The organism is Neorhizobium huautlense, from assembly GCF_002968575.1.
GTDB classification, from domain to species: Bacteria; Pseudomonadota; Alphaproteobacteria; order Rhizobiales; family Rhizobiaceae; genus Neorhizobium; species Neorhizobium huautlense.
In genome coordinates, this window is record NZ_PVBM01000002.1 from 281,089 (window position 1) to 298,711 (window position 17,623).

Annotated in this window: 17 protein-coding genes; 14 read left to right on the top strand and 3 right to left on the bottom strand. The window is 60.0% G+C overall.

Going from position 1 to position 17,623, the window contains the following annotated elements:
* Positions 1 to 21 precede the first annotated feature (21 nt).
* Positions 22 to 1,032, bottom strand: coding sequence for a cellulose biosynthesis protein BcsN (gene bcsN, locus C5L12_RS03530; protein ID WP_157948983.1), 1,011 nt, complete (start codon positions 1,030 to 1,032; stop codon positions 22 to 24).
* A 268-nt stretch (positions 1,033 to 1,300) separates the two neighbouring features.
* Between bcsN and C5L12_RS03535 the strand changes: the two genes are divergently transcribed.
* From C5L12_RS03535 to visR, 14 genes are all read left to right on the top strand, one after another.
* The gene (locus C5L12_RS03535) at positions 1,301 to 3,547 is read left to right on the top strand and encodes a cellulose synthase (RefSeq protein WP_105370621.1); all 2,247 of its coding nucleotides are present in this window, start codon (positions 1,301 to 1,303) and stop codon (positions 3,545 to 3,547) included.
* 370 nt (positions 3,548 to 3,917) lie between these two features.
* Complete coding sequence (locus C5L12_RS03540) at positions 3,918 to 5,537, top strand: globin-coupled sensor protein (RefSeq protein WP_105370732.1); 1,620 nt, start codon at positions 3,918 to 3,920, stop codon at positions 5,535 to 5,537.
* Entirely contained in the window at positions 5,537 to 5,830 is a 294-nt protein-coding gene (locus C5L12_RS03545; RefSeq protein ID WP_105370622.1) for an STAS domain-containing protein, read from the top strand. The genes C5L12_RS03540 and C5L12_RS03545 overlap by 1 nt, the downstream gene beginning before the upstream one ends.
* Positions 5,831 to 5,832: 2 nt before the next feature.
* Positions 5,833 to 6,198, top strand: a complete 366-nt coding sequence (gene cheY1 / locus C5L12_RS03550; RefSeq protein ID WP_105370623.1) for a chemotaxis response regulator CheY1 — start codon at positions 5,833 to 5,835, stop codon at positions 6,196 to 6,198.
* Positions 6,199 to 6,214: 16 nt separating this feature from the next.
* Positions 6,215 to 8,500, top strand: coding sequence for a chemotaxis protein CheA (locus tag C5L12_RS03555; protein ID WP_105370624.1), 2,286 nt, complete (start codon positions 6,215 to 6,217; stop codon positions 8,498 to 8,500).
* Between the two features lie 5 nt (positions 8,501 to 8,505).
* A complete protein-coding gene (locus C5L12_RS03560; RefSeq protein ID WP_105370625.1) occupies positions 8,506 to 8,973 on the top strand; it encodes a chemotaxis protein CheW in 468 nt (155 codons plus the stop codon).
* A complete protein-coding gene (gene cheR / locus C5L12_RS03565; protein ID WP_105370626.1) occupies positions 8,970 to 9,878 on the top strand; it encodes a protein-glutamate O-methyltransferase CheR in 909 nt (302 codons plus the stop codon). The genes C5L12_RS03560 and cheR overlap by 4 nt, the downstream gene beginning before the upstream one ends.
* Complete coding sequence (gene cheB, locus C5L12_RS03570) at positions 9,875 to 10,915, top strand: protein-glutamate O-methylesterase CheB (RefSeq protein WP_105370627.1); 1,041 nt, start codon at positions 9,875 to 9,877, stop codon at positions 10,913 to 10,915. The genes cheR and cheB overlap by 4 nt, the downstream gene beginning before the upstream one ends.
* Positions 10,915 to 11,304, top strand: coding sequence for a response regulator (locus tag C5L12_RS03575; RefSeq protein WP_105370628.1), 390 nt, complete (start codon positions 10,915 to 10,917; stop codon positions 11,302 to 11,304). Before cheB ends, C5L12_RS03575 begins: the two co-directional genes overlap by 1 nt.
* Positions 11,301 to 11,858, top strand: a complete 558-nt coding sequence (cheD, locus tag C5L12_RS03580) for a chemoreceptor glutamine deamidase CheD (protein WP_105370629.1) — start codon at positions 11,301 to 11,303, stop codon at positions 11,856 to 11,858. The genes C5L12_RS03575 and cheD overlap by 4 nt, the downstream gene beginning before the upstream one ends.
* 14 nt (positions 11,859 to 11,872) lie before the next feature.
* Entirely contained in the window at positions 11,873 to 12,262 is a 390-nt protein-coding gene (cheT, locus tag C5L12_RS03585; RefSeq protein WP_105370630.1) for a chemotaxis protein CheT, read from the top strand.
* Between the two features lie 150 nt (positions 12,263 to 12,412).
* A complete protein-coding gene (fliF, locus tag C5L12_RS03590) occupies positions 12,413 to 14,086 on the top strand; it encodes a flagellar basal-body MS-ring/collar protein FliF (protein ID WP_105370631.1) in 1,674 nt (557 codons plus the stop codon).
* Positions 14,087 to 14,466: 380 nt separating this feature from the next.
* Positions 14,467 to 15,204 carry a transcriptional regulator VisN gene (gene visN / locus C5L12_RS03595; protein WP_105370632.1) on the top strand — a complete coding sequence of 246 codons (738 nt, stop codon included), beginning with the start codon at positions 14,467 to 14,469 and terminating at the stop codon, positions 15,202 to 15,204.
* A 13-nt stretch (positions 15,205 to 15,217) separates the two neighbouring features.
* Entirely contained in the window at positions 15,218 to 15,964 is a 747-nt protein-coding gene (gene visR / locus C5L12_RS03600) for a transcriptional regulator VisR (protein ID WP_105370633.1), read from the top strand.
* A 34-nt stretch (positions 15,965 to 15,998) separates the two neighbouring features.
* On the opposite strand, the gene C5L12_RS03605 is transcribed toward visR, so the two are convergent.
* Both C5L12_RS03605 and flhB read right to left on the bottom strand, forming a co-directional pair.
* Positions 15,999 to 16,430 (bottom strand): hypothetical protein, encoded by a 432-nt coding sequence (locus C5L12_RS03605; RefSeq protein ID WP_105370634.1) that lies wholly within the window; start codon positions 16,428 to 16,430, stop codon positions 15,999 to 16,001.
* Between the two features lie 5 nt (positions 16,431 to 16,435).
* Complete coding sequence (gene flhB, locus C5L12_RS03610) at positions 16,436 to 17,515, bottom strand: flagellar biosynthesis protein FlhB (RefSeq protein ID WP_105370635.1); 1,080 nt, start codon at positions 17,513 to 17,515, stop codon at positions 16,436 to 16,438.
* Positions 17,516 to 17,623 lie beyond the last annotated feature (108 nt).

The following is a 17,623-nucleotide window of genomic DNA, read 5'->3' on the forward strand; positions in this document are numbered from 1 at the left end:
AGTCGGTGTGTCGCGTGCGGTTTATCGGCATGCATTGGCGGCTCCGCTCGTCATGTCGGTGCAGGAAGGCGATGGTATGGTTACCTCCCGCGCTCCCATCGCAGCGGAAGGCGAAGGCACAAGCGGCGCCGGGATGGCGTTTGATACGGCCGGCGTGGAAACACTATTCGGTCGACTTCCTGCAGATGCAGGACCTGGCACCGATACTGCCGAAGCCGACACGACGGAACCTGTTTTCCGAGTCACAGACTGAGCTTGTGGCAGGGTGACGGGTGCGGAGCTCGTATATGTGGTCGTCCTCGGCTGTATGATCGGAACGATCGGCTCGGAGCTTGCCGGTCGCGGATAGATCGGCGCGCCGACGCCGCCGAGAGAGGACGGGACGGATCTTGGCTCGCCATAGGGGTTCCACCCGCCGGCATCTACGGAGCCGACAATCGTATAGTTGTACATCACCGCGAGAAGCTGTTCCTCAGTTCCGCCCGCCTGGCAAAGCCTGAGGCGGATCTGGATCGAACCGTAATTCGCAAGCGGTGAGATAGTTCCCGACGGCGAGCGGATCTGTTGCCAGGCGTACATGCAAAGGTCGCTGCGGGCGCCTCGTCCGAAGGCGTAGCCGAAGGGACCGTAGTTGTTCTGGACAAAGAACGAGGACCGCGCCATGCGGATGCCCGGCAGTGCGCGGCGCATCTCGGATGCGATGCCGGCCTCCGTGACCGGCGTGGAAGTCAGCTTGTTGTCGCTGAGCTTGAAGGGGCTGGTTGTGCCAAAGAACTGCGCCTTGATTGAATTCTGGCCCGGCGTGAGGGCGGAAGTGGCAAGGAAAACGTCCTGTTCCACGGCATTGTCAAAGCGCCTTTCGACGACGCTCACGATCGCCGGCCCGCCGGGAGGGGGTAGCGCCATGGCCTGTTCGCTGGAAAGATTTCGCGCAAACGTACCGGTCTGCACCGGCTGCCCCGCGCAGCCGACAGCAACGAGCGGCAGCAGGAAGCTCAGAATCGCCGCTCTCAGAGAGCCGAGGCCGGTCATTTTCTGTTTCCCATTCATTGCTTTTCCGTCATGCCGAGCAATATCGCAAATGGCAGACGTACATCGTCCGCTGAGTCGTTCCAGGAGGTCGATACGCAAACTCATCCCTGCGCATCAGCCTTCAAAGAGCCGACTCAGGCATTTGATGAGCTAAATCTAAATTGTTCGTTAACCATATCCGTTCATTCCTTTGGAATTATTGGCGCAGGGAGCCGAAGTTCGTCCGCATGAGGCGCTGACGGAGATTGTGGACGATCGCGGAGTGGCTATGCGGTTTTCGCTCATTGCATTGACGATCCTGGGCGCTGTGGCCGTGGGAGCCCTTGGCCTGAATCGTCCTGCGGTGGTCGATCCGGACACTTTGACGAGTTCGGTGACGCCGAATCCGGTGCAGGACGAAACGGGACCGCCGCCGGCCACGACCTTCGCTGCCAAGACGGAGCGAATCGTTGCCCAACTCATTCAGCCGAAGCGCCCAGGTGAAGTGCGGCCGGATTCGTCTCCGGTCGTTGTCGCTCAGGCTCCGGCCAATCCCCTACCGCCTGCTTCGCGTTCCGAGCCGGATCCCTCTGCAGATACTCGACCTGTAGAGAACCGGCCGGAGGTCGACGAAAGCGCACTCAGATATTTTGCTGCGCGCGGAGACAACGCTCGTCTGCAGGCCGAAATCTCCCGGTTGAGAGCGCTCTATCCGGACTGGACCCCGCCTGCCGATCCTCTGGCCGCGCGGGTTACGACCGACCGTCAGCTTGAGAACATGTGGCAGCTCTATGCCCAATCCCGTTATGCGGACGTGCGTAAGGCAATTTCCGACCGCCAGGCTGCGGAACCCGAGTGGCAGCCGCCGGCGGATTTGTTGGACCGCCTGAAACTCGCCGAGGCGCGTGCTGCTCTCGTTGTGGCATCGGATGCCAAAAGCTTCGATGCGGTGATCCGGATCGCGGCTGAAAACTCAAGCCTGCTGACCTGCAGCGAGGTTGACGTTCTCTGGCGTGTGGCCGAAGCCTTTGCCAAGACGGAGAAAGACGGCAGGGCGCGCGACGCCTATCTCTATATTCTCGAAAACTGCGACAATGCCTCCGAACGTTATGCGACCGCTCAGAAGGCGAGCGAGTTGCTGCCGGCCGATATGCTGGAGGAGGTGCTTGCAAAAGAGCGTGTCTCATCGGATGGCAAGCCGGAATTCGAGCCGTTACGCGACGATATCGCCCGCCGCCTTGTCGCCCAGGGCAACGACGATCCGAAGCTGGTCCTCCCGGAAAAATACCTTACCCGCCTTGAACGTCAGGCCGAAACCGCCGACCTGGCATCCGATGCATTGCTGCTCGGCTGGTATTTCTACCGGCGCGATAACCTGGGCGGGGCCGAACGCTGGTTCCGCAGGGCCTTTGCCAAAGAGGAAACGGCATCCGCCGCTGAAGGTCTGGCACTGACGTTGATCGCGCAGAATTCGCCCGTCGAGGCGGAATCGGTGCTCTATCGCTGGCGCGAGTCCTCACCCGGGGCCAAGGATGCCTATCTGGCGGCGGTTGCCAATCTGCTGGCTCTCGATCCTCCTCCGGTATTGCAGCAGGAGGTCCTGCAGCGCATGGCGCCGGTGGTCATCACCTCCCGCAATCCTGCTGCCGCCCAGCAGTTCGGCTGGTATGCCCGCGCGATGCGGCAGCTCGAAACGGCCGCCGAGTGGTTTCAGGCAGCACTCTCCTGGAAGCCGGACGACGAACCCTCGGCTTATGGCCTGGCGTTGACCCGCAACGACCTTGGCGACAAGGCCGGCACCGCGCAAATCCAACGCGACTGGGCTGGGCGCTCGGAGCGCATCGCAAGGCTCGGCGAGGTCGCGGAAACCGACGGATCGGAACAGCAAGCGCCGGTCCGGCGATCCGCTCCAGAGCAATCTCAAGTTTCGCGCGAAAGCACTTCCCGAACGACGCGGGTAGAGACCCGTGAGACGCGTGCCGACATGCCTGCAACGCGAAGGGTCGCTCGCGTTCAGGGCACGGCGGTTAGGGGGCAATGCTGGACAACTCAGGATCCGCGCCGCATGTCGCCGGAAGCAGCGCTTGCGAGGGGCTGGTGTCTCATGGACATCAATAGGCCCCTGGAGGCAGCAAAAGCTTTCGACGCGGCCGATGCGAGTTCGTCGGAGACGGTGCGCTCCGACGCTGCCTATGGCAAGAGTCTGGCATATCTGCGGGTAGGCCTGACCGACCAGGCCTCTGTCGCTGCCGCCACCGCACCACAGGCGAACGAACGAGCGGTTGAGCTTCAGACTGCCATTCTGGCGGACCGGGCGCTCAACGCCTTCAAGCTCGGACGCTACCGCGAGGCTCTGCTTGTACTCGATCAGCGGGCGCAGATTGCCCCCGAACAGACGGATCTGATGGCGCTGCGAGCATATGCGCATATGAATCTCGGCAGGCTTGGCGATGCCCGCCGTATTTTCCAGGCGTTGGCAGATATGGGCAACAAGGCGGGTCTCCGCGGGCTGGCCGATATCGAGGCCATGAACTGATAAAAGAGCTTTTGCGGTGCATTCCGCGAGAGATGCGCGTCATGCGGGTATTGTGTCTCTTATTGAGCTAAAACTGGTGCTCTCCTGCCCCTATTAACCTTCAGGCAAGGAATTAACCATACAAATTGGAAACCACGGCGAAATGGGATGACTGCGGTCTCTCACCAGGCATGAAGCCGCAAAGCCGTACCGGTGACAATCCGGTATCCGCTCATGAAAATCCAGGAAAGCCTGCGGTGGCCGCGTTGCCCATGCCCGGCGGATATTGATCCGTATCGGCAAGCATCTCCGATTCATCTCTGGCGCCTGGCCGACAGGAGCCGCATGCCGCCAATCCTCCGGGTTGGCTTTGACGAATTTGGGGATGGTTTTGGTGCAGGAAACGCCATCGGATCAGGCGCGACGGAACCAGGCGGGCAGCCTGGGCGAGAGACTGGCATTTGCCGGCCTCGACGGCGAACTGCGCGATCTGCTGCGCCGTTGCCGCCCGCAGATGGAGCGCCACCTCAAGACCGGTCTGCGCGACCTGTTTCATCGATTCCAATCCTTTCCCGAAGCCGCCCGGAATTTCGACAGCGAACAGCAGATCGAGCGGCTCCATGATCTTCAGGCATCCCACTGGGGTGTCCTGACGGACGCTCGCTTCGATGCGCTGTACGCCGAACGGGTAAAGGTCCTTTCCGACACGGAAAGCCGCATGGGTCTGGACCCGCGCTGGCATGTCGCCGGTCACGGGGTCATGCTGGAGCACCTCATTGCAGGCGCGATCGCCGACCTGGCTCCAAAATCGCTGCTGCCCGGCGGGCGCAAGCGCGAACAGGAGCTTCTCGATCTTGTCGGTGCCATCACCCGCCTCGTCATGGTGGATGTTGAGATCGCTGTCTCGCTCCGTTTCAACGAGTTGCGTCAGAAGCATCAGCGGGCCCTTGCCGAACAGCGGGAGGCCGATCACGCGCAGGCGATCGAGACCTTCTCCGAAGTGATCAGGGCGCTTGCCGACCGCGACCTCACGGCCTGCCTTCCCGCCGACGTCCCGGAAGCCTATCGCGAGCTGGCCGATCTTCTGAACCAGGCAGTCGCCGGTATCCGCAGCTCCGTGGAGCAATCGGACAGCCACGGGCAGAAAGCGGGTGCCATCGCGCAATCGCTGTCCGAGGGCGTACGGTCCTTTGCCGCGGCTTCCGAACAGCAGGCGGTGCGTCTTAAGGATGCGACGCGGGCGCTGACCGACATAGCGGTCAAGGTCAAGGGGAGTGCTGCGGAAACGGTTGCCGCCGAAAAGGCCGCGGCTGAGACGCGCCGTTCGGTCGAGGCAAGCGGTGAGGTCGTCGGCCGCGCCATCACCGCCATGGCAGATATCGAAAGCTCCGCCGAAAAGATCGGCCAGATTATCGGGGTAATCGACGACATTGCGTTCCAGACCAATCTGCTTGCTCTGAATGCCGGCATCGAGGCGGCGCGGGCCGGCGACAGCGGTCGCGGCTTTGCTGTCGTCGCGCAGGAAGTGCGCGCTCTTGCGCAGCGCTCCGCAGAGGCCGCCCGCGAAATCAAGACGCTCGTCAACGGCACGAAGTCGCAGGTCGATGCCGGTGTCGAAATGGTTCATCGCACGCAGGATGCGATCGGCGGCATCGTGCGCCAGGTCTCGGCGATCAACGACGTGATTGCCGGGATCGCGCGGGAAACGGGTGATCATGCCCAGGGCCTCGACCGTCTGACCGCCGAAGTCGGATCGGTGAGCGAGAGCGTCGCCGCAAACGGCAATCTAGCATTTCAGGCAGGCGAAGGGGCGGATGATCTGCACACCGTGATCCTGGAACTCGGCCGCACGGTCCGGGAGTTTCGGATCGAACGGCAGAACCGCTATGCGGAGACACGTCGGCCTGCAGCCCCACGCAATCCACCGGCGCTCGTCGCGATCGCCGGGGCGCCGGACGAAGGCCCGGGCGAGCGAGAACATCTCCTTCAAAAACGACAAGGATTAAGCTGATGGCAGCAAAGAAGGCTGGACCGGAGAATTTGAAGCTGGCCGCGGTGCTGGACCTCAACGAGGCATCGGTTCTGCACGGCAAGCTGATCTCCATGCGCGGCAGCGACATTGTGCTCGACGCCTCGGACGTCGATCGGGTCGGCGTGCAATGTGCGCAGGTCCTGGTCGCAGGCGCTCGTGCCTGGGAAAAAGACAAGAAGTCCTTCGTCGTGGAAAAGGCTTCGGACGCATTTGAGAAGACGATGCAGCTGATCGGCATCAATATCGATAATTTGGTTGCTAAGGAGATCTAGCAATGAAGAAAAAAGTACTGACGGTGGACGATTCACGGACCATCCGGAACATGCTTCTGGTGACCCTGAACAATGCAGGCTTTGAAACCATTCAGGCCGAAGACGGTGTCGAGGGCCTCGAAGTCTTGGAAGATGCCAACCCGGACGTCATCGTCACCGATATCAATATGCCGCGCCTCGACGGTTTCGGCTTTATCGAAGGCGTTCGTCGCAACGAAAAATATCGCGCCGTGCCGATCCTCGTCCTGACGACCGAAAGCGACGCGGAAAAGAAGAACCGCGCCCGGCAGGCCGGCGCGACGGGTTGGATCGTCAAGCCCTTCGATCCAGCCAAACTGATTGATGCGATCGAGCGTGTAACTGCCTGAGCCAGGAATTCCTCCGATGGATATGAACGAAATCAAAGAGATCTTCTTTCAGGAATGCGAAGAGCAGCTCGCTGAACTGGAGTCGGGTCTTCTCAAGCTGAACGACGGGGATCGTGACCCCGAGACGGTGAATGCCGTTTTCCGTGCCGTTCATTCCATCAAGGGCGGAGCGGGTGCCTTCGGTCTCGACGACCTGGTCGCTTTTGCCCATGTTTTCGAGACGACCCTCGACTGCGTCCGTTCAGGCAAGCTGGAACCCGGCCAGGACGTGCTGAAGGTCATGCTTAAGTCTGCCGACGTGCTCGCCGATCTGGTCAGCGCGTCCCGTGATGGCGGCAGTGTGGACGAATCAAGGACACGCGGCCTCGTCAAGGAGCTGGAAGCCTTGGCGCATGGCGAGATGCCGTCAAATGCGGCTCATGACGCGCCGAAACCGGCCCCGGCTGCTGCCGCTGCGCCGAAGGTGGAAACGCCGAAGCCTACCGACGACAGCGGCTTTCAGCCGATCCCCTTCACGTTCGACGGTTTCGGAGAGGAAGAGGAGCCGGCAATCGAGGGCTCTACCTACGAAGTCCTCTTCAAGCCACGCCGCGAGCTCTATTCCAAGGGCAATGAAGCAGCGCTCCTGCTGCGCGATCTCTCCCGTGTCGGCGAGATGAGCATTGCCTGCGACACGGACGCCTTGCCGGACCTCGACAAGATGGACCCGGAAGAGTCCTATTTCAGCTGGAAGATTTCGGTCAAAACCACCAAGAGCGAAGACGATATCCGCATCGTTTTTGAATTTGCCGAATGGGATTGCGATCTCGAGGTGAAATTCGCCGACGGGGCTTCATCGGATGAAGAACAGCCGATGAAGCCGGTGCCCTTCGATCTCTCGATCCTTGACGATGACACCTCCGGCGAGGATGGGGACAAGCAGTCCGAACAGAGCTCCGATCAGACCGTTGCCGAAGCCGTGTCGGCCGCCGAAACCGCGACCAGCGTCACGAAGGCCGCCGGTGCTGCCGCTCGCGCTGCGGAACGGAAGGAATCGGCTGCCGCCGCCGCAGCAGCAGCGGCGCAGAACAATGCGGCTGCCGCAGCCGCTTCAGCCGGCCAGACGATCCGCGTCGATCTCGATCGCGTCGACCGCCTTATCAACCTCGTCGGCGAGCTCGTCATCAACCAGGCCATGCTCTCTCAGAGCGTCATCGAAAACGATGCGACCGGCACGTCGGCCGTCAACATGGGCCTCGAAGAGCTGCAGCAGCTTACCCGCGAGATCCAGGACTCGGTCATGGCGATCCGCGCACAGCCGGTAAAGCCGGTCTTCCAGCGCATGTCGCGTATCGTCCGCGAAGTGGCCGACATGGTCGGCAAGCAGATCCGCCTGGTCACCGAGGGTGAAAACACCGAAGTCGACAAGACGGTCATCGACAAGCTTGCCGAGCCGCTGACCCACATGATCCGCAATGCCGTCGACCACGGTATCGAATCGCCCGAAAAACGCGAAGCCGCCGGCAAGAACCCGGAAGGCACGATCAAGCTCACCGCGAAGCATCGTTCCGGCCGCATTCTGATCGAGCTTGCCGACGACGGCGCTGGCATCAACCGCGAGCGCGTCCGCCAGAAGGCGATCGACAACGATATCATCGCCGCCGACGCCAACCTCACGGACGACGAAATCGACAACCTGATCTTCATGGCCGGCTTCTCGACTGCCGACAAAATCTCCGACATTTCCGGCCGCGGCGTCGGCATGGATGTCGTCAAGCGGTCGATCCAGGCGCTCGGTGGTCGCATCTCGATCTCGTCGCGGCCGGGTTACGGCTCGACCTTCACGATGAGCCTGCCGCTGACGCTCGCCGTTCTCGACGGGATGGTGGTGACGGTTGCCGGCCAGACGCTCGTCGTTCCGCTGACGGCGATCGTGGAAACCCTGCAGCCGGAAGCCTCCGCCATCCATTCGTTCGGCGCCAACCAACGGCTGATCTCGATCCGCAATTCCTTCTGCCCGCTGGTCGATGTGGGCCGCGTCCTCAACTATCGCGCCACCCAGGCCAATCCGGTCGAAGGTGTCGCGCTACTGGTGGAATCAGAAGGCGGCGGCCAGCGTGCTTTGATGGTCGACGCCATTCAGGGCCAGCGTCAGGTCGTCATCAAGTCGCTCGAAGCGAACTATACCCATGTTCCAGGTATTGCCGCCGCCACCATCCTCGGTGATGGCCGCGTCGCCCTGATCCTTGACGTCGATGCGGTCGTTTCGGCCTCGCGCGGCCAGTCACTGAAGCCTGAAATGTCACTTGCAGCCACGGGTTAATTGGTATGTCGTACGCCGTGAAAAACCTTGTCCAGGGAAGCCGGGAGCTGATCGCCTTCCGTATCGGTGATCAGGAATTCTGCGTGAACATCATGTCCGTCCGGGAAATCCGGGGTTGGACGCCAGCCACGCCGATGCCGCATGCGCCGGCTTATGTTTTGGGCGTCATCAACCTGCGCGGCGCGGTTCTGCCGATTGTCGATCTGTCGGCTCGTCTCGGGATGCAGGAAGCAGAGCCAACGGCGCGCCACGTGATCATCGTGGCGCAGGTCAAGAGCCGCGTCGTCGGCCTGCTTGTCGAGGCAGTTTCCGATATCCTTACGATCACCGAGGAGAATATCCAGCCGGTTCCGGAAATTTCGTCCGATCTGGAGAAACAATATGCCCGGGGAATTCTTGCCATCGACAAGCGGATGATCTGCATGATCGAGCTGGATGCCCTATTCCCGGAAAAGGAAAGCGAAGCTGCATGAAGCCTTTGGGGGCCATTGAAAGCCGACAGTCACCGGACGAGGTGCTGGCCAGTGGAGAATATCCACTGACGCGCCGCGACCTGTCCGACATTGCGGCGATGATCTATTCGGATGCAGGTATCTATCTCAACGATTCCAAGGCGTCGCTCGTCTACTCTCGTTTGTCCAAGCACATCCGTGCATTGGGATTGCGCGGGTTCAGGGACTATTGTGAGCTTGTGGCATCGCCGGAAGGTGCGGCGGCGCGCCGCGAGATGCTTTCGCATCTGACGACCAACTTCACGCGCTTCTTCCGCGAGAACCATCATTTCGAGCACCTGCGCGACGAAGTCCTGCCGGGGCTTATCAACAGGGCCAAGACCGGCGGTCGTGTGCGCATCTGGTCGGCAGCCTGTTCCGACGGTCAGGAGCCCTATTCCATCGCGCTGACGGTATTGTCGCTTTTGCCGAACGCCGTAGACTACGATTTCCGGATTCTTGCGACCGATATCGACCCCAAGATCCTGGCTGCCGCCCGAGCCGGCATCTACGACGAAAACGCCACGGAAACCATGACGCCGGCCATGCGCAAGCAGTGGTTTCGCGAGGTTGACGCAGGCGGCAGACGCAAGCTGCAGATCGACGACAAGGTCAAGAAGCTCATCACCTTCAACGAATTGAACCTGATGGCGCAGTGGCCTTTCAAGGGAAGTTTCGACGTCATCTTCTGCCGCAACGTCGTCATCTACTTCGATGAGCCGACGCAGATGAAGATCTGGTCGCGCTTCGCTTCGCAGCTATGCGATGGCGGTCACCTTTATATCGGTCACTCCGAACGGGTCTCCGGCGAGGCGAAAAATCTGTTCGATAACATTGGCATCACCACCTATCGGTATGTCGGCAAGAACGCAGGGAGGAAAGCATGAGCGCTCCGGCTCGCGTTCTCGTCGTTGACGACTCGCCCACCATGCGCGGATTGATCACCGCGGTTCTCAATTCCGATCCCGAGGTCAATGTCGTTGGCCAGGCCGGTGATGCACTGGAAGCGCGTGCGGCGATCAAACAGCTCAATCCGGACGTCGTGACCCTGGATATCGAGATGCCCAATATGAACGGGCTGGAATTCCTCGAGAAGATCATGCGATTGCGGCCGATGCCGGTGATCATGGTTTCTGCCATGACGCATCAGGGTGCCAACGCAACGCTTGCCGCACTGGAGATCGGCGCATTCGACTGTGTCGGCAAGCCGAGCCCCGGAGATTCCCGTCCCTTCATGGATCTCGCCGAAAAGGTGAAGGCCGCTGCCCGGTCCGGTCATCGCCGGAGCGCAGCCGCTCCGTCCCCGGCGGTGACCCCGGCGACCGAATATCGGGTCGGACGAAAGGTTGTGGCGATCGGTTCGTCAACTGGTGGTGTAGAGGCGCTCATTACGGTCCTACAAAAGTTCCCGCAGAACTGCCCGCCGACCGTTATTACTCAACATATGCCTTCGACGTTTACCAAAAGTTTTGCTGAACGTCTTAATCGTATCTGTGCTCCTGTGGTGCAGGAAGCGACCGATGGCGCGCGGCTGGAGATCGGCAAGATCTATCTCGCGCCCGGTGGTGACCGGCACCTGCAGGTAGCCAATCCGTCGGCGCCATGTTGTCGGCTGGTCGAAAGAGATCCGGTGAATGGCCACAGGCCTTCCGTGGATGTTCTCTTCGACTCGGTTGCCGATCTGGCAGGCCGCAATGCGGTCGGGGTTATCCTGACAGGCATGGGGCGCGACGGAGCTGCCGGTCTGCTGAAGATGCGCAATGCGGGCGCGCGCACGGTCGGACAGAACGAAAAGACCTGTGTGGTCTACGGCATGCCGAGGGTCGCCCATGAAATTGGGGCCGTCGAGCAACAGCTGCCGTTAGGCTCCATAGGAGAAGAAGTGTTGAAGTTAACAGCCGCCCGAAAAGAAGGTACCGAATAATGTCTCTCGCTGAAAAAATTAAAGTTCTGATCGTCGACGATCAGGTGACCAGCCGCCTGCTGCTCAGCGACGCCCTGACACAGCTCGGCTTCAAGCAGATCACTGCGGCCGGTGATGGTGAGCAGGGTATGAAGATCATGGCCGAGCAGCCGCACCATCTCGTGATTTCGGACTTCAACATGCCGAAGATGGATGGCATCGGCTTCCTGCAAGCCGTCCGCAGCAATCCGAACACGAAAAAAGCAGCCTTTATCATTTTGACCGCTCAAGGCGATCGCGCACTGGTGCAGAGGGCAGCCCAACTCGGGGCAAACAACGTCCTCGCCAAACCGTTCACGATCGAGAAGATGAAGGCCGCCATCGAGGCGGTGTTTGGAGCATTGAAATGAACGATGCCATTGCGGCCAAGCGTGTCCATATCATTCAGGGGGAGTACAAGGTCGTAAACGATCCGAATGTCGTACTTTCGACGATATTGGGCTCATGCGTGGCTGCATGTCTTCGTGATCCTGTCGCCGGCGTCGGCGGCATGAACCATTTCCTGCTTCCCGGTTCGGGTGGCGCCATGGCATCGGGCGGCGATGCCACTCGGTATGGCGTGCATCTGATGGAGCTCCTGATCAACGGTCTCCTCAAGCAGGGGGCGCGACGCGACCGGCTGGAAGCAAAAATATTCGGTGGCGCAAAGACGATAGCGAGCTTCTCGAACGTCGGCGAACAGAATGCAGCATTCGCGATGCAGTTTCTCAAGGATGAAGGGATTCCGGTTGTTGGCTCTTCCACCGGAGGGGAGCACGGGCGCAAGTTGGAATATTGGCCCATCAGCGGGCGGGCACGTCAGTATCCGCTGACCGGCGCTGAGGCTCAACGGACCGTGGCACTGGAGATGCGCCCGGCTCGTGCGGCGCCGAAGCCCGTCGAAAGTTCGATCGAATTCTTTTAGGCACGAGGAACAATATGACCGACAACGCGAAGCCGCCAGGCGCTCCCTTGGAGGAGGCGCTACCCGAGATTTTGATGCGGCTGGTGTCGGAGCTTCACGACGTCGCCTATCTGATCGAACGCATCGAGCCCCAGCTGCTGGAACTTGGGGGCATGGCCATCCTGGAATCTCCCGACAGCATCAAAGTATTGCAGGGCATCGATCTGGCCGTGCAGAAGACGCGCGGTATTGCCGAATTTATCGATACGATTACCGGCACCATTCCGGAAAGCTGGACCGTCGATGTCTCGACCGCGATCAGCCTCGTCAAGCTGGCCGACATGCAGAAGGCTCTGGCGAACGGTATGCGCCACGGCCATTCCCAGCCCCTGAGCAAGGCCGCAGGCGACTTCGACTTCTTCTAACGGCCTTTTTCGGCCCCTCACACCGTCGCGGTTTACCCTTCCGCCTGCAATTTTCATTCCCATCGCCTGCGAAACGCTCGCACAAGCTTCGCCCCCTAGGGTCGGCTTGAGCGAAAGCTCTATTTCCTTGTTTGGCGGTGTGGGAACAGAATGAATCTGTTGGCTCAATTTTCACAAGTCTTTAAAAATCTGGCCAATCTGGGCCAGACGCGACTTATTGCTCTGGGTGCCGTCGGCGTTGTCTCGATTGCAATCGTCCTTGCCGCGGCCATCTTTGTAAACAAGCCCTCCTATGAGTCCCTCTATGTCAATCTGGACACTGCCGACCTGAACCAGGTCACCATGGCGCTGGCTGAAGCGAACATGGACTTCGAAGTCGGCGGCGATGGATCGAGCATTCAGGTTCCGGTGGGTACCACAAGCAAGGCTCGCCTTCTGCTTGCCGAACGGGGTCTTCCGAACAGCACGAATGCCGGTTACGAGCTTTTCGACAATGTCGGCTCCCTCGGCCTGACCTCCTTCATGCAGGAAGTAACGCGGGTCCGGGCACTCGAGGGCGAAATCGGCCGGTCGATCCAGCAAATCAGCGGCGTCTCCGCCGCGCGTGTTCATATCGTGATGCCGGATGTCGGCAATTTCCGCAGGGGCGAACAAAAGCCGTCCGCGTCGGTGATGATCCGCGCCAGTACGACGGCCGGCCGCAAGGCCGCATCGTCCATTCGTCACCTCGTGGCATCGGCCGTTCCCGGCCTTGATGTCGACGATGTCACAATCCTCGATTCGACCGGCCAGCTGCTTGCTTCCGGCGACGATTTCGGCGGCAGCGAGATGAACAAATCGCTGAGCATCATTCAAAATGTTCAGCAGGAAATCGAAAATAATATCGACAAGGCGCTCGCGCCGTTCCTCGGAATGGACAACTTCCGTTCAAGCGTAACGGCTTCTCTCAATACGGACAGCCAACAGGTCCAGGAGACAGTCTTCGATCCGAATTCGCGCGTCGAGCGTTCGGTGCGCACCACCAAGGAAGTTTCGAAGTCTCAGCAGACCCAGAACGATAACGCAACTACCGTCGAACAGAACGTTCCTCAGGCGGCGCCGGAGCCGGGTGGCGCCAACGGTCCGCAATCTTCCGACCAGTCCGACAAGAAGGAAGAGCAGACCAACTACGAGATCAACCAGAAGACTACGGCCACGACGCGCAACAGCTATCAGATCGAAAAGGTCTCGGTTGCGGTGGTGGTCAACAAGGGCCGGATCGCCAAGATGGTCGGCGAGCCGGTCGACCAGGCGAAGATCGATGCCTATCTTGCCGAAATGCAGAAGATCGTCTCGTCGGCCGCTGGTATCAGTTCCAACCGCGGCGACGTGGTCACGTTGACTGCGATGGACTTCCTCGAGAACCAGCTGCTCGAAGAGGCCGCAGACGGTCCCGGCCTGATGGATGTGCTGACCCGCAACATCGGCGGCATCATCAACTCGCTGGCCTTCGTGGGAGTTGCCTTCCTGGTGGTCTGGCTCGGCCTCCGCCCGCTCATCCGCACCGTCAGCGGCAACGGAGTTGCAGGCGAGGCGGCCACCGAAGGGGCAGGTCTCGAACTGCCGGACTTCTCTCCGGTCGGAGGCGGTCCCGCACTTATGGATGGCTTCGGTTCGGACTTCGGGTTCGACAGCGCAGGCGATATGCTTGGCGGCGACGAGGGCGACGGGTTCAACCGGCGTGTCAAGGAAGGCCCGGAAAAACGCCTTGCCCGCATGGTGGAAATCTCCGAAGAGCGTGCCGCGAAAATTCTCCGCAAATGGGCCCTCGAGAAGGCAGCGTGATACCCCATCACGAAAATATGATCACCAAGGGCCGGACTTGTCCGGCCCTTTCTTTTTCAGCCTTGCCACAGACTTGGCTCATTCCTCTGATGCACGAATCAGTTGGACCGGGTTGGAGTTGGGGAAATCCATGCGGGTCCCAATGGTAATTCGCCGGGCCTCTCCTACAATGGCCTGATTCGCGCAGAGTTTCCGAGGCCGGGGAGGTGGCCAGCAATGAAGTCCTTGTCCGGCTGAAAACAAAGGGTTGCGGAAAGTAACTTTTGACGTTTTGCCGAAAATCGAGGATCGTTTTGTCAAGGTAACGGTTGTGCGTCAGTGACAATACCGCTTGCGCGCGTTCATGAGGAATGCGTCGTGTGGTTGGGAGCAAGTAGCTGATGGAGTTGTCGGGAATAGACATGGCGATGGAGGGACGGCCCTATATGGAATCCGTCGGGTCCAGGGTCCTGTCGCGCGAACAACTGGTTCGTCGCCTTTCGGTGTTGGCTGGTTCCAACAATGTCCAGGCAGTGATGCGGCTTCTTGCTGACTACGTTGGCGCTTCCCACTTTCTTCTTGCCCGATATGACCTGATCCAGGAGCAGGGCCTCGATTTCATCGTGACTTCCAACTGGCCTTTCGATCTTGTCCGTCGCCTGGGGTCGGAACTTGCCAGCGGCTACGCTCGCTCCACCGAGCTGGAGAAGTGTCTTTCGCTCCTGACGCCCAGTTTCTCGCTCCTGCCGGATGACGTGATGCCGCCCGATGATATCAGCCGGCAATATTGCTCGCTGACCTTCTGCGTGGGCAGGACGCGTTTTTCACTGATGCTTCTCTTTCTGGAGGGGATCATCCTTTCGCAAGAACGGCTGAAGGAGGTGGGACTGCTGGCAGCCTATGGCGCCAGTTTCGCCGAAAACGCCGACGCCCGGACAGAGCGCGACTTCGAGCTGACCGAACGCGAGCTTGAATGTCTTTTCTGGATTGCCGAGGGCAAGACCAGCGATGAAATTGCGGTGATCCTCGGCATATCGCGCAACACCATCAACAACTACATCACAAGCGTGATGCGCAAGACGGCAACGAAAACCCGCTCCGAGGCGATTGCCTATGCGGTGCGGAACAACCTGGTATAGGGATCGAATTTCGATGAGTTATACGCGCAGCGGCATGGCGGACGGACCTGGAAGCATCCAGTATCTGCGCCTTCAGCGCGCCTCAAGCCGATCGGATATCTTTCCAAAGCTCGTTGCCATGCAGAAGAACCTGAAGGCGCGCAACTTCGCGGTTTTCCGCATTGCCGGTGCGGGTCTGCCAAACAAGCGGAAGCTCGTCTCCGAACTCGACAACTGGGGCGTCGGTACGACCGAAGGCAGCAGCCAGTTCATCGACGGCTATGGCGATGTCCTGCTCGAACACATAGAAGTATCGCTCCTTCCTCTGATTTGGGACGGCTCCGAGAATGCCAGTTTTTCCGACGCGGGGGATTTTTCGCCCCTGACCCGCCGATTGGAACCCTCTGTCGTTCCTTTTTCAGGGATCGCATTTCCGGTGCGGCTGGGGGCGCTCGGAAACGGCTACGTCGCCTTTGTCTCCACGTCCATCGACGTCTCGAGCGACATGGTCATCGACCAGCACGTCAGAAGCTGCCAAGTGATGATGGATCTGCTGGCGCTGGATGAGCGGCGAAGCGTACCCGCCGAATCACTGAGCGAGCGGGAAATTGCCTGCCTGCAATTGGCCGGAGACGGGCGGATCAGCGAAGAGATTGCTGAAAACCTAGGCCTCTCCGTCCACACGGTGAATGCCTATCTGGGTTCTGCCACGATCAAGCTCGATTCGGTCAATCGCATCCAGGCGATCGCCAAAGCAATCCGGCTCGGTTACATTCACTGATGGCGGGACGAACATGGGATCGCTCGCTCGGCGATCACTGTGACGTGCTCATTCTCACGAACTTCGCTTCCTGCAGGCTCCTTGCCAGGAACGCGGTATTATCGTCCGGGTCGTCCGAGGGCTCCTGGAAGGAAATGTGATCGATTTCCAGGCCGGCCTTCTGGTCGGCAATCGTCAAACGCGCGTAGACCGACACGCCGCGCGGCTTGATTTCGAGGTCAAGGACGACCTCGGGCTGACCGCTCCATTCCAGTTTATAGTCGCCTCCCGCGCCGAAACTCACCGTTCCCGGATGGAAATACAGCTCGGCTGCGGACGAGACGAGATCGGCGAGGCTGCTGTAGCACTCCAACCGGAGAAGCGAGATAAGGTCACCAGCGTCGAGAAGGCGCAGCTCGGTGGCCACCGGGCTGATTGCTTGAGCGACGATTTCTTCCCGTTCGGTGGAATAGGTGCATTTTTTCATAGCGCTCAGCGTGTCCGTTTCTTGAGCGACCGGGACGCGTAGACCCGGTGCACGAGTTCTGCCACCGCCTTGTAGAAGGCAGGTGGGATAACACTATCCACCGAGACTTGCGCAAACATGGAGCGAGCCAGAGGCGGATCTTCGAAAACGGGGATGCCGTTCGACTCCGCGATTTCGCGAATCTTGAGAGCAATCAGGTCCTGACCCTTGGCCACCACCACCGGAGCATCGTTTTCCTCGCGCACATAACGCAGCGCAACGGCATAATGGGTCGGGTTGGCGATCACCAATGTGGCGCGCGGCACATTGTTGATCATGCGCCGGCGGGCCCGGTCGCGGGCAACCGATCTCTGGCGCGACTTGACAATCGGATCACCCTGAGCCTGCTTGTATTCGTCCTTGACCTCCTGCTTAGTCATCTTGAGCTGCTGGTACCAGTGATAGCGTGTCCAGATCACGTCGACCGCAGCCAGCACGCCCGTGGAAAGCATGACGACGATCACCATCTTGCTGACGATCGAGCTCAGCTTGACGAAAATCACCTGCGGATCGGAGAACATCGCGTCGAGCGAGGCGAAATATTCTCCCCGGAGGGTGAAATACATGATGAGCGAGACGATCAGGATCTTGAAGATCGATTTGCCGAACTCCACAAATCCCGGAACGCTGTAGATACGGGTGAAACCCTTCACCGGCGAGATACGAGACATCTGCGGCCGTACCCTCTCGAGCACCATCGACGGCATATTCTGGGCGAAGGAAGAGGCCAGCCCGAAGATGATGAAGAGCAGCATGGCCGGCACCAGGAAGGCCGCCACAGCCCAGCCGAGATGGGCGCTGAGCGAGACGACGTCGGGAGAGTTTTCAAGGCGCCACTGATCCGGTTGCTCGAAGAGGTCCTTCAGCGTTTCGCCGATCCTCGCGACACTCGAAGGAAGAAAAAAGACAAGAAAGACATAGAAGGCGAGGATCGACGCAAACAGCGGCACCTCGCGCGAGACGGGCAGATTGCCTTTCTCGGCCGCCTCCGTCATTCGCTTGGCGGTCGGGTTTTCTGTTTTACTGTCTTTATCTTCGTCCGACACGGTTCAGGACCAATCGACCAATTGCGGGGACGCGGCTCAAACGAATCGTCCGCCGCCACCGACTATCTTAATCGATCGCCAGCTAGCCGCGAATCGAGTCAACAAAAA

Coding starts and splice junctions, on each gene's coding strand:
- C5L12_RS03555 (WP_105370624.1), top strand. CDS start 6,215: ATGGATATGAACGAAATCAAAGAGATCTTCTTTCAGGAATGCGAAGAG.
- bcsN (WP_157948983.1), bottom strand. CDS start 1,032: ATGACCGGCCTCGGCTCTCTGAGAGCGGCGATTCTGAGCTTCCTGCTG.
- cheD (WP_105370629.1), top strand. CDS start 11,301: ATGAACGATGCCATTGCGGCCAAGCGTGTCCATATCATTCAGGGGGAG.
- visR (WP_105370633.1), top strand. CDS start 15,218: ATGAGTTATACGCGCAGCGGCATGGCGGACGGACCTGGAAGCATCCAG.
- C5L12_RS03605 (WP_105370634.1), bottom strand. CDS start 16,430: ATGAAAAAATGCACCTATTCCACCGAACGGGAAGAAATCGTCGCTCAA.
- cheT (WP_105370630.1), top strand. CDS start 11,873: ATGACCGACAACGCGAAGCCGCCAGGCGCTCCCTTGGAGGAGGCGCTA.
- visN (WP_105370632.1), top strand. CDS start 14,467: ATGGAGTTGTCGGGAATAGACATGGCGATGGAGGGACGGCCCTATATG.
- C5L12_RS03560 (WP_105370625.1), top strand. CDS start 8,506: ATGTCGTACGCCGTGAAAAACCTTGTCCAGGGAAGCCGGGAGCTGATC.
- fliF (WP_105370631.1), top strand. CDS start 12,413: ATGAATCTGTTGGCTCAATTTTCACAAGTCTTTAAAAATCTGGCCAAT.
- C5L12_RS03535 (WP_105370621.1), top strand. CDS start 1,301: ATGCGGTTTTCGCTCATTGCATTGACGATCCTGGGCGCTGTGGCCGTG.
- cheR (WP_105370626.1), top strand. CDS start 8,970: ATGAAGCCTTTGGGGGCCATTGAAAGCCGACAGTCACCGGACGAGGTG.
- C5L12_RS03575 (WP_105370628.1), top strand. CDS start 10,915: ATGTCTCTCGCTGAAAAAATTAAAGTTCTGATCGTCGACGATCAGGTG.
- C5L12_RS03545 (WP_105370622.1), top strand. CDS start 5,537: ATGGCAGCAAAGAAGGCTGGACCGGAGAATTTGAAGCTGGCCGCGGTG.
- cheB (WP_105370627.1), top strand. CDS start 9,875: ATGAGCGCTCCGGCTCGCGTTCTCGTCGTTGACGACTCGCCCACCATG.
- cheY1 (WP_105370623.1), top strand. CDS start 5,833: ATGAAGAAAAAAGTACTGACGGTGGACGATTCACGGACCATCCGGAAC.